Origin of the sequence: Paraburkholderia sp. ZP32-5 (assembly GCF_021390495.1) — a bacterium.
In the GTDB taxonomy this organism is placed as follows: domain Bacteria; phylum Pseudomonadota; class Gammaproteobacteria; order Burkholderiales; family Burkholderiaceae; genus Paraburkholderia.
Map to the genome: position 1 here is coordinate 173,482 of NZ_JAJEJP010000002.1, position 15,494 is coordinate 188,975.

The 15,494-nt window shown below is 63.0% G+C and carries 13 protein-coding genes and 1 pseudogene; 13 read left to right on the forward strand and 1 reads right to left on the reverse strand.

Annotation, left to right across the window (positions count from 1 at the left end):
• The first annotated feature begins 28 nt into the window (after positions 1-28).
• The 3 genes from L0U82_RS19665 (at position 29) to L0U82_RS19675 (ending at position 3,236) form a co-directional block, all read left to right on the forward strand.
• A complete protein-coding gene (locus L0U82_RS19665) occupies positions 29-937 on the forward strand; it encodes a TauD/TfdA dioxygenase family protein (protein ID WP_233833688.1) in 909 nt (302 codons plus the stop codon).
• Between the two features lie 50 nt (positions 938-987).
• Positions 988-1,662: a Crp/Fnr family transcriptional regulator gene (locus tag L0U82_RS19670; RefSeq protein ID WP_233833690.1), complete on the forward strand. Its 675-nt coding sequence runs from the start codon at positions 988-990 to the stop codon at positions 1,660-1,662.
• 176 nt (positions 1,663-1,838) lie between these two features.
• Positions 1,839-3,236 (forward strand): MFS transporter, encoded by a 1,398-nt coding sequence (locus tag L0U82_RS19675; RefSeq protein WP_233833692.1) that lies wholly within the window; start codon positions 1,839-1,841, stop codon positions 3,234-3,236.
• Between the two features lie 120 nt (positions 3,237-3,356).
• On the opposite strand, the pseudogene L0U82_RS19680 reads toward L0U82_RS19675, so the two are convergent.
• Positions 3,357-3,563, reverse strand: a pseudogene (locus L0U82_RS19680) (DDE-type integrase/transposase/recombinase); the annotation flags it as partial.
• Positions 3,564-4,207: 644 nt separating this feature from the next.
• Between L0U82_RS19680 and L0U82_RS19685 the strand changes: the two are divergent.
• The 10 genes from L0U82_RS19685 to L0U82_RS19725 all read left to right on the forward strand — a co-directional run bounded on the left by L0U82_RS19685 (position 4,208) and on the right by L0U82_RS19725 (position 15,444).
• Positions 4,208-5,011, forward strand: a complete 804-nt coding sequence (locus L0U82_RS19685; protein ID WP_233833694.1) for a gamma-glutamylcyclotransferase family protein — start codon at positions 4,208-4,210, stop codon at positions 5,009-5,011.
• Between the two features lie 856 nt (positions 5,012-5,867).
• A complete protein-coding gene (locus L0U82_RS19690; protein ID WP_233833696.1) occupies positions 5,868-7,268 on the forward strand; it encodes an MFS transporter in 1,401 nt (466 codons plus the stop codon).
• Positions 7,269-7,319: 51 nt separating this feature from the next.
• Positions 7,320-8,399 (forward strand): porin, encoded by a 1,080-nt coding sequence (locus L0U82_RS19695; RefSeq protein WP_233833698.1) that lies wholly within the window; start codon positions 7,320-7,322, stop codon positions 8,397-8,399.
• A 331-nt stretch (positions 8,400-8,730) separates the two neighbouring features.
• On the forward strand, positions 8,731-8,853 hold the full coding sequence (locus L0U82_RS39735; RefSeq protein ID WP_267929661.1) for a hypothetical protein: 123 nt from the start codon (positions 8,731-8,733) through the stop codon (positions 8,851-8,853).
• A gap of 208 nt (positions 8,854-9,061) precedes the next feature.
• Positions 9,062-10,153 carry a porin gene (locus tag L0U82_RS19700; protein WP_233833700.1) on the forward strand — a complete coding sequence of 364 codons (1,092 nt, stop codon included), beginning with the start codon at positions 9,062-9,064 and terminating at the stop codon, positions 10,151-10,153.
• Between the two features lie 318 nt (positions 10,154-10,471).
• Positions 10,472-11,308, forward strand: a complete 837-nt coding sequence (locus L0U82_RS19705) for an alpha/beta fold hydrolase (protein ID WP_233833702.1) — start codon at positions 10,472-10,474, stop codon at positions 11,306-11,308.
• A 14-nt stretch (positions 11,309-11,322) separates the two neighbouring features.
• The gene (locus L0U82_RS19710) at positions 11,323-12,219 is read left to right on the forward strand and encodes an FAD binding domain-containing protein (RefSeq protein WP_233833704.1); all 897 of its coding nucleotides are present in this window, start codon (positions 11,323-11,325) and stop codon (positions 12,217-12,219) included.
• Entirely contained in the window at positions 12,219-14,534 is a 2,316-nt protein-coding gene (locus L0U82_RS19715; RefSeq protein WP_233833706.1) for a xanthine dehydrogenase family protein molybdopterin-binding subunit, read from the forward strand. The genes L0U82_RS19710 and L0U82_RS19715 overlap by 1 nt, the downstream gene beginning before the upstream one ends.
• A gap of 3 nt (positions 14,535-14,537) precedes the next feature.
• Positions 14,538-15,035, forward strand: coding sequence for a (2Fe-2S)-binding protein (locus tag L0U82_RS19720; protein WP_233833708.1), 498 nt, complete (start codon positions 14,538-14,540; stop codon positions 15,033-15,035).
• Between the two features lie 31 nt (positions 15,036-15,066).
• On the forward strand, positions 15,067-15,444 hold the full coding sequence (locus tag L0U82_RS19725) for a RidA family protein (RefSeq protein WP_233833710.1): 378 nt from the start codon (positions 15,067-15,069) through the stop codon (positions 15,442-15,444).
• Positions 15,445-15,494 lie beyond the last annotated feature (50 nt).

The window sequence follows — 15,494 nt, forward strand, 5'->3', positions numbered from 1 at the left end:
GTCGTCATAACAGTTCAGGAGACACATCATGTCCGCACCAACGCCAGCAGGCACCGCGCTCAAGATCACGCCGCTTGGTGACGCCATCGGCGCGGAGATCGAAGGCGTCGATCTGGCGCGACTCGACGACGCGGCATTCGCGCAGATCGAACGCGCGTGGGCCGACCATCTCGTGCTGCGCTTTCGCCGCCAGCAACTGAGCGACCTCGATCTGATGCGATTCAGCCGCCGCTTCGGCGCACTGGACCGGGTGCCGATCCGCGCGAGCGACGTGATGGATCACACCGATCCGCGCCTCGCCATCGATCCGGAAGCACGCGAATATGTCACCATCATCTCGAACGTGAAAGTGGACGGGATGGCGATCGGCGGCCTCGGCAATTACGAGGCGCACTGGCATACCGATATGTCGTACAACGACACGCCGCCCAGCGCCAGCCTCCTGTATGGCATCGACGTGCCGCCCGCCGGCGGCGACACGTCGTTCTGCAACATGTACCTCGCGTATGAGACGCTCGACGAGGCTTCACGCGAACGCGTGCGCGGGCTCACCTGCGTGCACGACGCATCGCGCAACAGTTCGGGCGAGCTGCGCCGTGGCTTCGCCGACAACGACGACCCCACCCACACCGTCGGCGCGCGGCACCCGCTGGTGCGCGTGCATCCCGTCACCGAACGCCCGTGTCTTTTCCTCGGACGCCGCCGCAACGCGTATGTCCCGGAGTTGCCGCTCGACGAGAGCGAACGTCTTCTCGATCATCTATGGGCTCATGCGACGCAACAGCGCTTCAACTGGACGCAGCAGTGGCGGCAGCACGACCTCGTGATCTGGGACAACCGCTGCGCGATGCATCGGCGTGACGGTTTCGACGATCGTCACGACCGCGTGATGCACCGCACGCAAATCCGCGGCACCGCGCCCATGCGGTACGTCTGAGCCTGGGCGCCTGCGCCGATATCGTCACGCCGTCCGAACCGGAGCATGCGATGCGTGAATACAGTCTGAATGCAAGCCAGTCGCTGGACGCAGTGCTATCGCCGCGCCACGCCCAGACGCTATGTGCGGCAGGACAGATGCGCGAGTTCGACGCGGGGGAGTTCATCTGCCACCAGGGCGACGACGCGCGCGACGTGTATCTGCTCGCGCGCGGCGGCGTGAAGACCGTCATGCTGAATTCGGCGGGGCAGGAATCGCTATTGCGGATTCATCTGCCCGGCAGCCTGCTGGGGCTCATCGCGCTGACGACATACGGCATGCGCGACGTCAGCCTGATCGCCCTCCAGCGCTCGCATGTCGTCGTGATCGCGCGTGATGCAATGCTGCAACTGCTGCGCACCGACGGCGATTGCGCCGTTCACGTGATCCGGCTCGTGCTCGACCGGACCCGCGACCTTCATATGCGGGTGGCGGAGTTGTCGGCCAATCGCGTCGATCAGCGCCTGGCGCGCGCGCTGCTGTCGCTCAGCCGCCCCGATCCGGAAGGCGAGGCCGACGGCACGGTCGCGCTCACGCACGAAGAACTCGCGCAGTGGATCAATTGCCGCCGTCCCACGGTGACGAGTTGCATGAGCCGCTTCGCGCTCGCCGGACTCATCGACCGGTCGAAACATCGCATCGTGATCGCCGATCGCACGCGACTCATGCAACTCGTCGCCGTCTGACGCGGCCGCTCACATGCGCCGCCGATGAGGCAATAACAGGCAATACCGCGCAGAACCGGGCAGAACCCGGCAACGCCACGCAACATCGCAAAGGAGAGTCAGGTCCTTTACACGCAGGCCCTACGACATTATCCCCGACCGGTCGCCGACCAGGTCGCATACAGGGAGGAGACACCATGGATAACCAGCCGCCGTCACCCGCACTTTTGCTGGCGCGTTTGCAGCGCATTCCGACCACCTGGCATAGCTGGGTGATCGTGCTGCTCGCCGCCGGTGCACTCGTCATCGAAGCGCTCAACATCGGCAGTCTGTCGATCACGTTGCCGATCATCAGGAAGATCATGATGCTGACGCCGCGCGACACCGGCATGCTCGCCGCCTCGTCGGCGCTCGGCATCGTCGCCGGGATGATTCCCACCGGCTATATGGCGGACCGCTTCGGCCGCAAACGGCTACTGATCTTCGGCGTCGTGTGGTTCGCGGGCGGCACCGCGGTATCCGCATTCAGCCCGAACTTCGCAACGCTCGTGATTCTGCGCGGACTGACCGGCTTCGGCATGGCGCCGGCGTTCATCATGCCCTACACGCTCACTTCCGAAATCGTCTCGGCCACGACGCGCACAGCGTTCGCCGGACTGCTCGAGACAGCGCTAGGCATCGGCTATCTGCTACCGCCGATCGTCGGCATGGCGGTGATTCCGCATTTCGCGCCTGAAGTGGGCTGGCGCGTGTTCACGTTCCTGTGCGGCGTGCCCGTCGTCTACGTCGTGCTGATCTGGAAATTCCTGCCGGAGTCGCCGCGCTGGCTGCATCGCGTCGGGCGCTATCACGAGGCCGACGGCATCATCTGCCGGTTCGAGGCCACCGCGGAGCGCAAGCTCGGCGCGCGTCTGCCGTTGGCGGTGGTCGACGAGGTGACCGAGAGCGCCAGCGTGAGCGATCATGCGGCGCCGAAATTCTGGTGGTCGCTCGGCGTCGTGTGGACACCGCCGTATCTGTTCCGCACCATCGTGATGACGATCGGCGCAACGAGCCTTTTCTCGATGTTCTACATTTCGGTTAACTACCTGCCGTCGATTTTCATCGAGAAGCACGTCGTGCTCGAAAGCGCACTCTTCCTCACGCTGATCACCACGGCGACGCAGATTCCGTGGAAGATCATGAATGGCATCGCCGCCGAGCATTTCGGGCGCAAGAGAGTGTTCTTCGTCTACACGGTGCTCGCGGCGATATCGACGTATGAATTCACGTTGGCTGAAAGCACGCTGGCCATGGTGCTGTGGGGCATGGTGATGTTCTCGTCGTCGGGCGCGTCGCCGTCGTTCAAGATGTGGTACGCCGAGCAATACCCCACGCGAATCCGTGCAACCGGACAGAGCGTGGTCGAAGGGCTCGGCGGACGCTTCTTCGGCGGCGTCGTGTGGACGGCCGTATTCCCAGTGTTGCTGGCGAACGTCGGCCTGCACGTGTCGATGATGATCGGCGTCGCGATCATGATCGCCGGCATGCTGATCGTGACGATCTTCGCGCCGGAAACCGCCAAACGAACCGTGGAATCATTGGAGGCTGCGTGAACGGCGCCGATTCGATCGGCGACACCCTTCGCGGGTGACCGCCTTTGCGAGAAGCGGTTCGCGTGAGGACTCTGTGCAAACAGGCGTTACGGTCGATTTTTTCCTGCAGGTCAGGATGCGTTATTGAATCGACAGGACCGCATTCCAGGCAGTGGGCGCAGCGGAATTCTTGAGGCGGAGCTTCGCAAGGTTCAGCTGGCCTTTGCGAATGTGTTGCATCAACTCGATGCCGGCCAACGTGGCCGCCGCACTCCTGAAACGTTTGAAACCGAGCATGACATGTGTCCGGGACTTGATGTTGCGATGGCCCTGCTCGATCAAATTATGGGTATCCGTGTTCCGCGGTTGAATTGTCATCGTGCGATGCAGCAGTAGGTGCAGGGTGCGGCTCGCTGCGGATGTGTCGCGGAACGGCCCGACTGTTGCCTGACGATGCGCCGGGGGCGGTGCTCCCACTGCCGGTTTTTAGGCATCTCAAATGCAAGACGGACTTTATTCCGCGGCAGGATCGTCGAACCGTGATTTCCAGATGTCGTGACGGACTTTGCGCCTGAGCACATTCCTATGCCAAGTGCGTTTCGATTCAATGGGTTATGAGTTGCCCCTTAGACGGACTTTATTATCACGGATCAACTTACCCACATTCAGGCGCGTTTGTGTTGATATATGAACGAGCAGGCTGCGTTTGCTTAGCCGGCACATCGCGGACCATGGCTGATCGCATGGCAGAGGTCGGCTTCGCTGGGCCCTCTGTCAGTGCCGAAATCGCGGCGAGTGACCACTGCTCCGCGGAACCCGGTGCTCCTGCCACGTTCGGTTGAGCGTCCGCCTTACCCGATGCACTTGATGAGGTCTCACACCTGGCTAAGGCCAGTCAGGAGTCGGATGATCCTGAGGCCTGGTGCGCGAGCTTACCGGGCTGTCCCGCCGAAGCGATCGTTGGCGGTAACGCACTGGACGGAGAGATGACGATGTCGCAGATGGCAAAGATTCGGAGCTTCGTCGTGGTGCTTGCGCTCTTTAGCTCGGCCGCGTACGCGCAGACCACCGACTTCTGGGGAACACGTCTTCCCGATCAGCCGACGCAGTTCATTTTCGGCTATGGCTCGCTCATCAACACGTCATCGCGCGCCACCACCGCAGGCAAGCCGATTGCGGCGATTCCCGTGCGCGTCGCGGCGGCGTTCGGCTATGTGCGCAGCTGGAGCGACCGCGCATCCTCAGGGTTCACGGCGCTCGGCCTGCGGCGTCCGTTCGAGGGCGAGGCGTCGATGACGATCAATGGCGTCATCTATCCCGTTGTTGGCAACGACATGTCCGCGTTCGACGAGCGCGAGAAGGGATACGTGCGCGTCGAGGTGCCGTGGGCGCTGATCGAGGCCGTATCGTGGCAGCCGCTGCCGGCGCAGGGAACGGTTTGGGTCTACGTGCCGAAGGCCCAGAACAAAGCGCCGGGAGAAGGGCTTGCGATGCCGGACGCGAGATACCCGCTCGTCGAGTCGTATATCGATGTCGTTGTCGAAGGCGCGCTCGAGTACGGGCCGGAATTCGCGCGCGAGGTCATCGAGACGACTCGTGACTGGAGCCCCTACTGGCTCAATGACCGCACGCTCGCACGTCGGCCATGGGTGTTCAACAATCAATATGCGCAGGTCGATGCACTGCTCGCAACCTCGGCGCCTTGCTTCGCGCAGCGGGCGTTCTCCGAGGACTATGCCGCCGCGATTGCCAAACGCAAAAGCCATGCATGCAGTCTGGTGAATCACGATCGCTAGGCCACTCGCTGTCAGCTTCGGTGCCCATGTCGTGCCTGGGCCGTCGGACCGCGAAGCCGACCAGCTAGAACGAGAAGAAGAGCCAAACGGCAATGCATGGCTGCAGCACGAGGGCGTCGCCGCGCCTCGTCGGGCTCACGCGGACGACGCCATCGCTGCAGTCGACATGAGCCTGTCGGCCGACGAAATCGGGGCGCTGGAAGCACCGCACAAACAGCATCCCGTGACCGGCCACGGCTGAGCGTGCCTGAAGCGGGCAGACGCTTCAAACGAAATCTGTTCATGCGTTGCATGAAGTCTTTTCATCGTCGCAAGGCGTGGGGAGCGCATGCGACTGCACTGTGTATCGGATGAAATCCGTTCATGGCGCACATGAGAAATCACCGTTTGCGACAGGGGGCGTTCTGCCTCAGTGTGCACCCACCGCCGCACGAACCGCATCCAGTGGTCATCCCTGCCGGTCGCAACGCGAACGGTTTCTGGAAGTTCTGCCTGGTATCGACTCCGGACATATTCGCGCGCGCTCGGTCTCATCGATGCGATCGAGCGGGTACGGCGAAACGGCGGCGAGGAACTGCCTGGAGCGCGGCGAGAGCCGGGCAGGGCGGGCTCGAGACGCTCGTCGATTTTCAGACGACACGCTGATTCAGCGACGCATTTCGCGCGGCGCAGTCCGTTGTCGTGCAGTGAGTGTTGCGTCCATCCGTTCGTGCGTAACGACGTCGAGGCTTTCGCGTTGGCTTGCCGGATGTTGGGGGCGTTCGATGGCCGCGCGTTGTTGTCGAATGTGCTTGCGCCATGCGTGATGAGCGTCGGCGAAGACCGTGCGGCACCGAAAAAAACAAGGAGACAATCGATGCAACATCCCGCAGGCCGTTCCAGCCAACCGCGCCCGGACATCACCTCGCCCACCGGGCAACTGACGAAGGGCGGCGCGACATCGCAGGTCTGGTATCGCTCGCTCAATCGTCACCAGTGGAGTGCGCTGTTCGCCTCCAATCTCGGCTGGTTGTTCGACGGCTATGAAACCTACACGCTGATCCTGACGGTCGGCATCGCGCTGCGCCAGTTGCTCGACCCGGCGCTCCACACACAGATTCCGTTTTACGCGGGCCTCGTGATCGCGTTGACGCTGCTCGGCTGGGGCATCGGCGGCCTCGCGGGCGGTGTGCTGACGGACTACATCGGCCGCAAGCGCATGATGATGGTCGCGATCCTCGCCTATTCATTGACGACCGGCTTGAGCGCATTCGCGTGGGACTGGGAGTCGTTTGCGGTGCTGCGCTTTATCGTCGGCCTCGCGATGGGCTCCGAATGGGCGACAGGCACCGCCATGACCGCGGAACTGTGGCCGGATCGTCATCGCGGCAAGGGTGCGGGCCTCATGCAATGCGGGCTCGGGATGGGCTTTTTCGTTGCATCGCTGGTCTGGCTTTTCATGAGCCAGACCGGAGAACATGCGTGGCGTTACATGTACGTGCTCGGCGTACTGCCTGGTCTCGCGACGCTATGGATGCGCTCGGGTATTCCAGAGTCGGAACAATGGGAACGCGTCAATGACGACCGGCGCAGGATTCGCGCGCACAAGCGTAAGGGCGGCGCAGTGTCGGAGCGCGAAGCGGCGCTGAGCCGCTTCACGCTCGTCGATCTGTTTTCGGCGCCGACGTTGCGGCGCCGCACGTTGATTGCGGTATTCATGTCGCTGACGACGACGCTCGGCTGGTGGGGCATCTCGACCTGGGTGCCGCCGTACATCGGCGCGGTTGCCGCGCATGCGGGGCTCACACCTGCGCGTTGGGCCAGCTACGCCGGCATGACCTATAACGTCGGTGCGATTGCAGGCTATATCGGCCTGGGTTTTCTCGCCGATGCGTATGGCCGCAAACGCGTGACGTTCATGTTCTTCGGCATGGCGCTCCTGATGACGCCAGTACTTTTCCTGTGGACGCATGACATCGCGATGCTGCTGGTCGTCTCCGCCGTCACGGGCTTCTTCAGTCTCGGCCAGTACACCTGGATGCCGACGTGGTTGCCGGAGCTCTACCCGACACGGATGCGTGGCACCGCGATCGCCTTCTGTTTCAACATTCCGCGGCTATTGGCATGGTCGGGGCCGCTCGTCGCGGGCACGTTGATTACGCGCTTCGGCGGCTACGGCCACGCGGCCGTGACGGTCGGCTTTATTTATCTGATCGGTGTGGTGCTCACGCCGTTTCTGCCGGAAACCAACGGCAAGCCTCTGCCGGAGGACGTATAGCGCGACCAGGATGCGACAGGCAGAACAACAAAACGGAGACGAACGTTCGCAATGAAAAAACTGACCCTGACGATGCTCGTGGCCGGCATGCTGACAACGGGCGCGTACGCGCAAAGCAGTGTCACGCTATACGGCAGCATCGACGAAGGCATCACATACAACACCAATAACATGGGACACGGCACGGTTACGCTTGGCCCGGTTGCCGTGCCCGATTTCTACGGCCTACGCGGCGCCGAAGATCTGGGCGGTGGGCTGAGCGCGCTGTTCGCGCTGCAGAACGGCTTCAAGTCGAACACCGGGCAGGGGACGATTGCCGGTGAAATGTTCAGCCATTTCGCGTGGGTCGGCCTGTCGGACAAACGCTTCGGCACGCTGACGCTCGGTCGTCAGCTCGATCTTGCCGCCGACGCGCTGCGCGTCAATTCGAACGGTGCGCTGCAGTACTCGTTCTATCTGTTCCACCCGGCGAATCTCGACAATCTCGGTATTACCGGCGACTCGATCAACAACTCGGTCAAATACACGACCCCGACGTTCAACGGCTTCACGGCGAGCGGACTATACGGTTTCGCCGACACGAGCACGCAGCCGGGCCGAGTAGTCAGCACCGATATCGTGTATTCGCAGGGACCGTTGCGCGCGTCGTTTGTTTACAGCAGCTGGCGCAATCACGCGATCGCACTCGTGTCGGGGCTCGGCGAGAGTCCTTTTCTCGGTCAATCGCTGACGGGCGGTCAAACGTTTATTGCGCGCACTCAGGACATCTTCGGCCTGTCGGCGTTTTATAAAGCGACTTCGCATGTCGACGTGCACGGTGTGCTCACGCAAGTAAATCTGTCGACGCAGACGCACTCGACGAAAATGCGCACTGCGGAACTCGGCACGGACTATCACCTGAGCGCGGCCAATACCGTCGCGCTGGGCGGTTATCTTTCGTGGCTCGCAAGCACACGCTACGCGGAGCTTGGCATAGGGGATCTTTACGCGCTGTCGAAGCGGACCACCGTGTATGCGCAGATCACTTACCAGCACGCGAATGGCGCCGGCAATGCGGCGATGCCGTTGCTCGCGCCGTCGGACAGTCCGAATCAGACGGCGTTTCGCATCGGCTTGCATCACTTCTTCTGACTTATCACCGACCCGCGGTATTGCGTTGAAGCGAACGCCGAGGATCGAGCACGCCTCGGCGTGCTGCAACGAATGAAATCCGTTCATGGCAAACATGAGAAATCACCGTTTGCGACGGCGGATGTTGTGCCTCAGTCTGCGCTTAGGGTAGTGCTTCCGCCGCGATCCGACAGACGGGGTCCGTGTGGCGGGTCATCGAAGAAATAGTTCTCGTCGTCCACGTTCGAACGTCTGCCGATACCGATTTCGGCGGCCAGTCTACGTCCCGAATCACCGTGATACGGCGTCTCGATTGGCAACTGGATAAACAAACCGATCTGCGCGACTCGAGGTGGAAAGCGAGTACTTCAAAACGGGCGAGGAACAGACGCGTCAACGCGTCGGCCTCGAATGGATCAACCAGAACTCTGACTGGTTCTTCGCGGAGAAGAAGGGCAGTCGGGAGGACGGCTGAACAAGCGTTGACAGCGGCCGCATGGCCGCTCCAGCGCGGCAGTAAGGGAGCGTGTCGCGTGAGTGTAGACGGATTGCCGCCTGGAAACCGGCAGAAGTCGCACGGCGGTTCAGGCGAGACGCCTCTCGACATCGAAGGTGGACGGCACGGGAGGCATCGCGTCCCGCACGTTCCGCCATATCAATAGAAAGGCATGGGTGGAGGAGATATGGACGAAAAAGGAGGCGCGGCTTCGGCTCCGCGTCTGAACACGCTGGCGCGCTCGCTCGCGGCATTAACGCTGGCGGGTCTTGCCGCGAGTCCCGCATACGCGCAGAGCAACGTCACGTTGTACGGTTCTCTCGACGGCGGGTTGCGCAATCTCGTCAACGGCACCAAGTCCGGCGGCGCAGCGTTGACGATGGCGTCGAACGGCGTCTACAACTCGAACCGCTGGGGCTTTGAAGGCAAGGAAGATCTCGGCGGCGGATACTACGTGCGCTTCAATCTCGAAGCGGGCTACGTATTGTCGACAGGCGCGCTGAACAATACGAACAACCAGCTCTTCCAACGCACATCGGTGGTCGGTATCGGCGGCCCGTTCGGTCAGCTCGACATGGGGCGGCAGTTCACGGTGCAGCACTATGTGATCAAGGATTTCGAGCCGTTCGACTTCCACTACCTGGGCATTACCGAATCGACGGCGATCTCGGGCGGCGACACGGGGCGCGACAGCAATGCGATCAACTATCGCGGCATTTTCGGGCCGTGGGTGGTGCGCGGCACGTACGCGCTCGGCGGCGTGCCGGGAAGCGTCTCGGATGGCTCGACGCTGGCAGCCGGCTTGAACTATCGCACCAGCACGTTCAAGCTCGGCGCGGCCTACACGCATCGGTCCAATCCGCTGACGGCCACCTCGAGCCAGTACTTCGGCAACGATCAATATACGGCGGGCGGCGCGGTGACCGTGGGCCCTGTCGACGTGATGGGAGGCTATTCGCTTTCTCTGCAGGACGTGCCCTCCACCGTTCACAGCCAGACGCGCAACCAGTACCTGTGGGGCGGCGCGCGTTATCAGGTCACGCCGTACTTCAGCGCGACGGCTGCGTACTACGACAACAAGAACAAGACGAACGGCCTCGATGGAAGAAAGGGCGTGGCGATTCTCGGCGTCGTCTATCTGTTGTCCAAGCGCACGGAGCTATACGCGGACGTCGACTACACGCACTTTACCGGTGTGTACGTGACGAATGCGACGCTCAATCCGTCAGGGCATTCGAAGCAGACCGGCGTTTCGTTCGGTATCAATCACTGGTTCTAGCCACTGTCCTGGAAACAAGGCCGATTGGAGCGCATCGAGCATTCCAGTCGGCTTTGCTGTTTCTGACTGATGCGGACGTTCGCATGGGGCCGCGCATCGCGTTGCATCGCCACGCACGAGACGACGGGCAAACGCCAATCGTTCATCCCGCATATCAGAACAACTTATCCGCCGCCGTGCGCCGCGTGCTGCCAATGAATACTTTTCATGCACTGCATGAAAGATCGTCGTTTGCCGCCCTTTCGGCTTGCCAGCAATATCCGACAGCGGGCTCAAAAAACCCGAATTCGAACCCATCCGACAGCTGCGGAGCACGCAATGAATCAACCGGTCAATGCTGATGTCGTTTCGTCCCACGTCACCGTGCGGGACGGCACGCGTATCGGCTACAACCTCTATGGCAGAAAAGAAAACGCGGTGCGCGTCGTCCTCGTGCATTCGCTTGCGATGGACCGTCGCTTCTGGACGCCCGTCGTCGAGCGGCTGATGCCGCGCGCGTCGGTGCTCGCGATCGATGCGCGCGGTCACGGCGCGTCGGACAAACCCGCCGGTCCGTACACGGTGTCGCTATTTGCACGCGATGTGTACGACGTGATGCACGCACTGGACTTCCGCCATGCGCTGATCGCCGGTGCGTCGATGGGCGGCTGCGTCGCACTCGAATTCGCGGCAACCTACGCCGAGGCGATCGCCGCGGGCCTGATCGATACGACTGCCTGGTACGGCGAAACCGCGCCGCAGGATTGGGACCTACGTGCCACCAAGGCGGAAGCGGGCGGCCTGCCGCCGCTGGTCGAATTTCAGACGACCCGCTGGTTCAGCGACGCGTTTCGCGCCGCGCGCCCGGACGTCGTGCAGCAGTGCGTCGATACGTTCCTGCGCAACGATATCGCCGCGTTCGCCGCGACGGGCCGCATGCTCGGCGCGTTCGATGGCCGCGCGCTGATGCGCGACGTCACGGTGCCGGCGTGCGTGATCGTCGGCGAAGAGGACTATGCGGCGACGCCCGCGATGGCGCGCGCGCTGCATGCGGGCATCGCCGGTTCGACCTTCACTGAAATTCCGGCGGCACGGCATCTGACGCCGCTCGAAACGCCGGACATCGTCGCGCGTGAACTGCATACGCTGCTCGACCGCGCCGGCTGCGCAAAATAAAAGGAGTGCCCTAGATGATTCCATTTGAGCTCGCGAGGCCCCGCTCGCTCAGTGAAGCGATCGCGCTGCTGGATCCGGAAGATCCGGACATCCGCCCGATGGGCGGCGGTACGGCAGTGATGTTGATGATGAAGGCGGGCGTGCTGCGCCCGACGCGCCTTGTGAGCCTCGGCGATATCGAGCCGCGCTACGCGCAGGTGCGCATCGGCCAGAACGGCGAGTTGCGTATCGGCGGACTGACCCGGCTCGCGACGCTCGAACACTCGCCGCTCGTGAAGGAAGGCTGGCCGCTGCTGTCGCGCACGTTGCGCACGCTGTCGAACGTGCGCGTGCGCAACGTCGCGACGATCGGCGGCAATCTCGCTCACGCCGATCCGCACATGGACATGCCGCCCGTGCTGAGTTCGCTCGGCGCGAGCGCGACGATTTCGGGGCCGGCCGGCGAGCGCAGCGTGCCGGTCGAGGCGTTGTGCACGGGTTATTACGAAACCGTGCTGGCGCGCGACGAACTGATTTCCGAAGTGATCGTGCCGCCGCAGGCGGGACGACCCGGTGCCTACATGAAGGTGACAACGCGCGCGGCGCACGACTGGCCCGCGCTCGGCGTCGCCGTCATGCTCGACATGGACGGACCGCGGATCGGCAATGCGAGCGTGATCGTCGGCGCGGCAACCGATCGTCCGACGCGGCTCACGCAAGCCGAAGCGCTGCTGCGCGGCGCGTCGCCCGACGATGCGGCGGTGTTGCGCGACGCGGGCGAAGCGGGTGCGGCGCAGCTCGACATCGTCGGCGATCCCCATGGTTCGGCCAGCTACAAAAAACAACTGCTGAGGGTCTATCTGGGCCGCGCGGTACGCACGGCGCTCGCCACGGCGAACGGCAGCACGATGCCATTCGAGGGGCACGCATAATGAAAATCGAAACGAAGCTGGAAGAACAGCCAGCACCGAAGCAGGTGGGCCGTGCGTTGAACCGGCTCGAAGCGCGCTCGAAAGTGACGGGGCGCGCGGAGTACATCCACAATCTCGTGCTGCCGCGGATGCTGTACGGCAAGATTTTTCGCAGCACCGTCGCACACGGCAGGATCGTCAGCATCGATACCAGCGCCGCGCGCGAGCTCGAAGGCGTATTCGCGGTCTATACCGGCGAAGACATCAGGAAGGTGATTCCCGAGCCGTACTACGGCCCCGCGTTTCACGACCAGCCGATTCTCGCGCTGGATAAGGTCCGCTATATCGGCGAGCCGGTCGCCGTCGTACTCGCTTCCGATCCGCACGTCGCCGAAGAGGCGACACATCTGATCATGGCCGAGTACGATGAAATGCCGGCCGTGTTCAACGAGGTCGAGGCCGCGAAATCCGACGTGCTCGTGCACGACGTTCTGCGGCCCGCTGGCACGTTTCCCGATCTCAAGCATCTGGCCGGACGCAAGGGTACCAACGTGGCGCTCGATTTCCAGTTGCGCCGCGGCGACGTCGACGCGGCCTTCGCGAGTGCCGCGCACGTTTTCGAGGATACCTTCACGACGCAGCAGGTCATGCATACACCGCTCGAACCGATGGTGTCGCTGGCGGAGCCCGACCTCGGCACGGGCATGCTGACCGTGCACACGGCGTCGCAAAGTCCGTCGTTCGTGCGGATCGAAATCGCGCGCCTGCTCGGCTGGGACGAAAACCGCGTGCGCGTGAAATCGGCGCTGCTCGGCGGCGGCTTCGGCGCGAAGCTGTACATCAAGCTCGAAGCGCTGGTCGTTGCGCTTGCGCTGCTGTCGCGGCGTCCGGTCAAGGTGTCGCTGACGATGGAGGAGCAGTTCTTCACGATCACCAAGCACGCGACGACGTTCCGCATGAAAACCGCCGTCGACGCGGCCGGCCGCATCACCGCGCGCAAGTGCGACGTGTGGTGGAACGGCGGCGCGTATGCGGATATCGGTCCGCGCGTTACGCAGAAGTCAGGCTTCACCGCATCGGGCCCGTACGACATCGACAACGTGTCGATCGATTCGTATCAGGTGTACACGAATCTGCCGCCCGCGGGCGCGTTTCGCGGCTTCGGCATTCCGCAGATGGTGTGGGCGTACGAAAGCCATGCGGACATGGTCTCGCGCGCGCTCGGCATCGATCCGCTCGAATTCCGCCGCCGCAACATTTTGCGCGAGGGCCGTCCGCACCCGACCGGCACGACGATGCACGACGCCGCGGTCGACCTCGTGCTCGAACGCGTCGCACAGCGCATGAACTGGGACGCACCGTTCGAGCGCGGCGCGGGCACGCTGCGGCGCGGGCGTGGCATCGGTATCGGCTTCAAGGCGGTGGTTGCGCCCACCACGTCGGTCGCGATGGTCAGTCTCGCGGGCGACGGCAGTTGCACCGTGTATTCGAGCACGGTCGATATGGGGCAGGCCTCGGAGACCGCGATCGCGCTGATGGCCGGCGACGTGCTGGGGATTCCCGCCGAACGTATCAAGGTCATGCGTCCCGATACGGACGTCACGCCCTACGACATGGCGACGCTCGGCTCGCGCTCGACGTTCCATATGGGCCACGCGGTGCGCCTCGCCGCCGAGGATGCGAACCGCAAGATCGCCGAACTCGCGAACGAATTGGGCGTGCCGCCGGTGCCCGCGATGCGCGCGGGCGAGCTGCTGCGCCGCAAGTACGGGATGCAGGCCGGCAATATCGTCGGCATCGGCAGCTTTATTCCGAGCTACCAGTCGCCGGCATATGAGACGGGCCATTCGGAGAACATCACGCCGAACTGGATGGTGGGCGGCTGCGGCGTCGAAGTCGAAGTGGATACGGAGACGGGCCAGTTCCGCGTGCTGCGCTTCGAGAACGTCGTCGATTGCGGCACGCCGATCAATCCGAAGGTCGTCGATACGCAGATTTCAGGCGCGGCCATCATGCAGCTCGGCATCTCGCTGTTCGAGCGCATGGAGTTCGACGAAGTCGGGCAGCTGCGCAACGCATCGTTCGCCGAGTACAAGATTCCCGGCATCCATGACATTCCGTCGACGATCGGCCGCGAAACCGTCGAGTCCGTGCAGAGCAACGGCCCGTTCGGTGCGAAGGGCGTCGGAGAGAGCGCAACGTTCGGCGTGGCGTCCGCGATTGCCGAAGCGATCGAAGATGCCGTCGGCGTGCGGCTCAAGTCTTTGCCGTTGACGCCCGAGAGCGTCTACCGCGCGCTGTGCGCCGCGCGCAATGAACCGCTATCCGAGGAGTAACCGATGAGTGCCACTTCCATCACGATTCATTTCACGCTCAATGGCGAACGCGTGAGCGCGCCGATCGAGCCGCATCAAACGATTCTCGAAGTGCTGCGTCAGCACTTTGCGCTTTACGGCGCGCGCGAAAGCTGCGGACAGGGACTGTGCGGATGCTGCACGGTGATCGTCAACGGCCAGAGCGTGTCGGGGTGCCTGTTTCTCGCGGCGATGGCCGACGGCGGCGAGGTCAGCACCGTCGAAGGTCTCGACGCGAACGGCGAACTCGACGTCGTGCAGCAGGCGTTTATCGAATGCGGCGCGTTTCAGTGCGGTTTTTGCACATCCGGTTTCATTCTGATGAGCCGCCAGTTGCTCGATCGCAATCCGGACCCGACCGAAGCGGAGATCAAACATTTCCTCGCGGGCAATCTGTGCCGTTGCGGCGCCTATCCCGAGATCATCGAAGCGGTGAAGCTCGCCGCGCAAATGCGCAAGTCCGCCGCGGCCGTTGTTGCCTAACGCCGTCTAACGTTTTGACAGGTCACGATCGATGAACTTCATTTTCACCGCCAACGCGCCCGCCCCGGGCGGTCACTATTCGCAAGCCGTGCAGGCCGGCGGCTTTACGTTCGTGTCGGGCATGCTGCCCGGGCCGGGCGTCGCCACTGACGGTCCCGACAACTTCGAGCGCCAGGTGCGAGCGACGCTGGCGCACTGCGAAAACGTTCTGAAGGAAGCGGGCTGCGCATTGACCGACGTCGTGCAGTGCACGGCCTATATCGTCGATGTAAAGAACTGGCCGGAATTCAACCGGCTCTATGCGGACCATTTCGGCGCTCACCAACCCGCGCGCGCGGTCGTACCGGTGCCGGAGTTGCATCACGGCTTTCTCGTCGAGTTGCAAATGGTGGCCCATCGGGACGTGTAAAAGCGGGATAGGTAATGCCTGGATGCGAGAGCCTGAGAGAAACTGGCGTT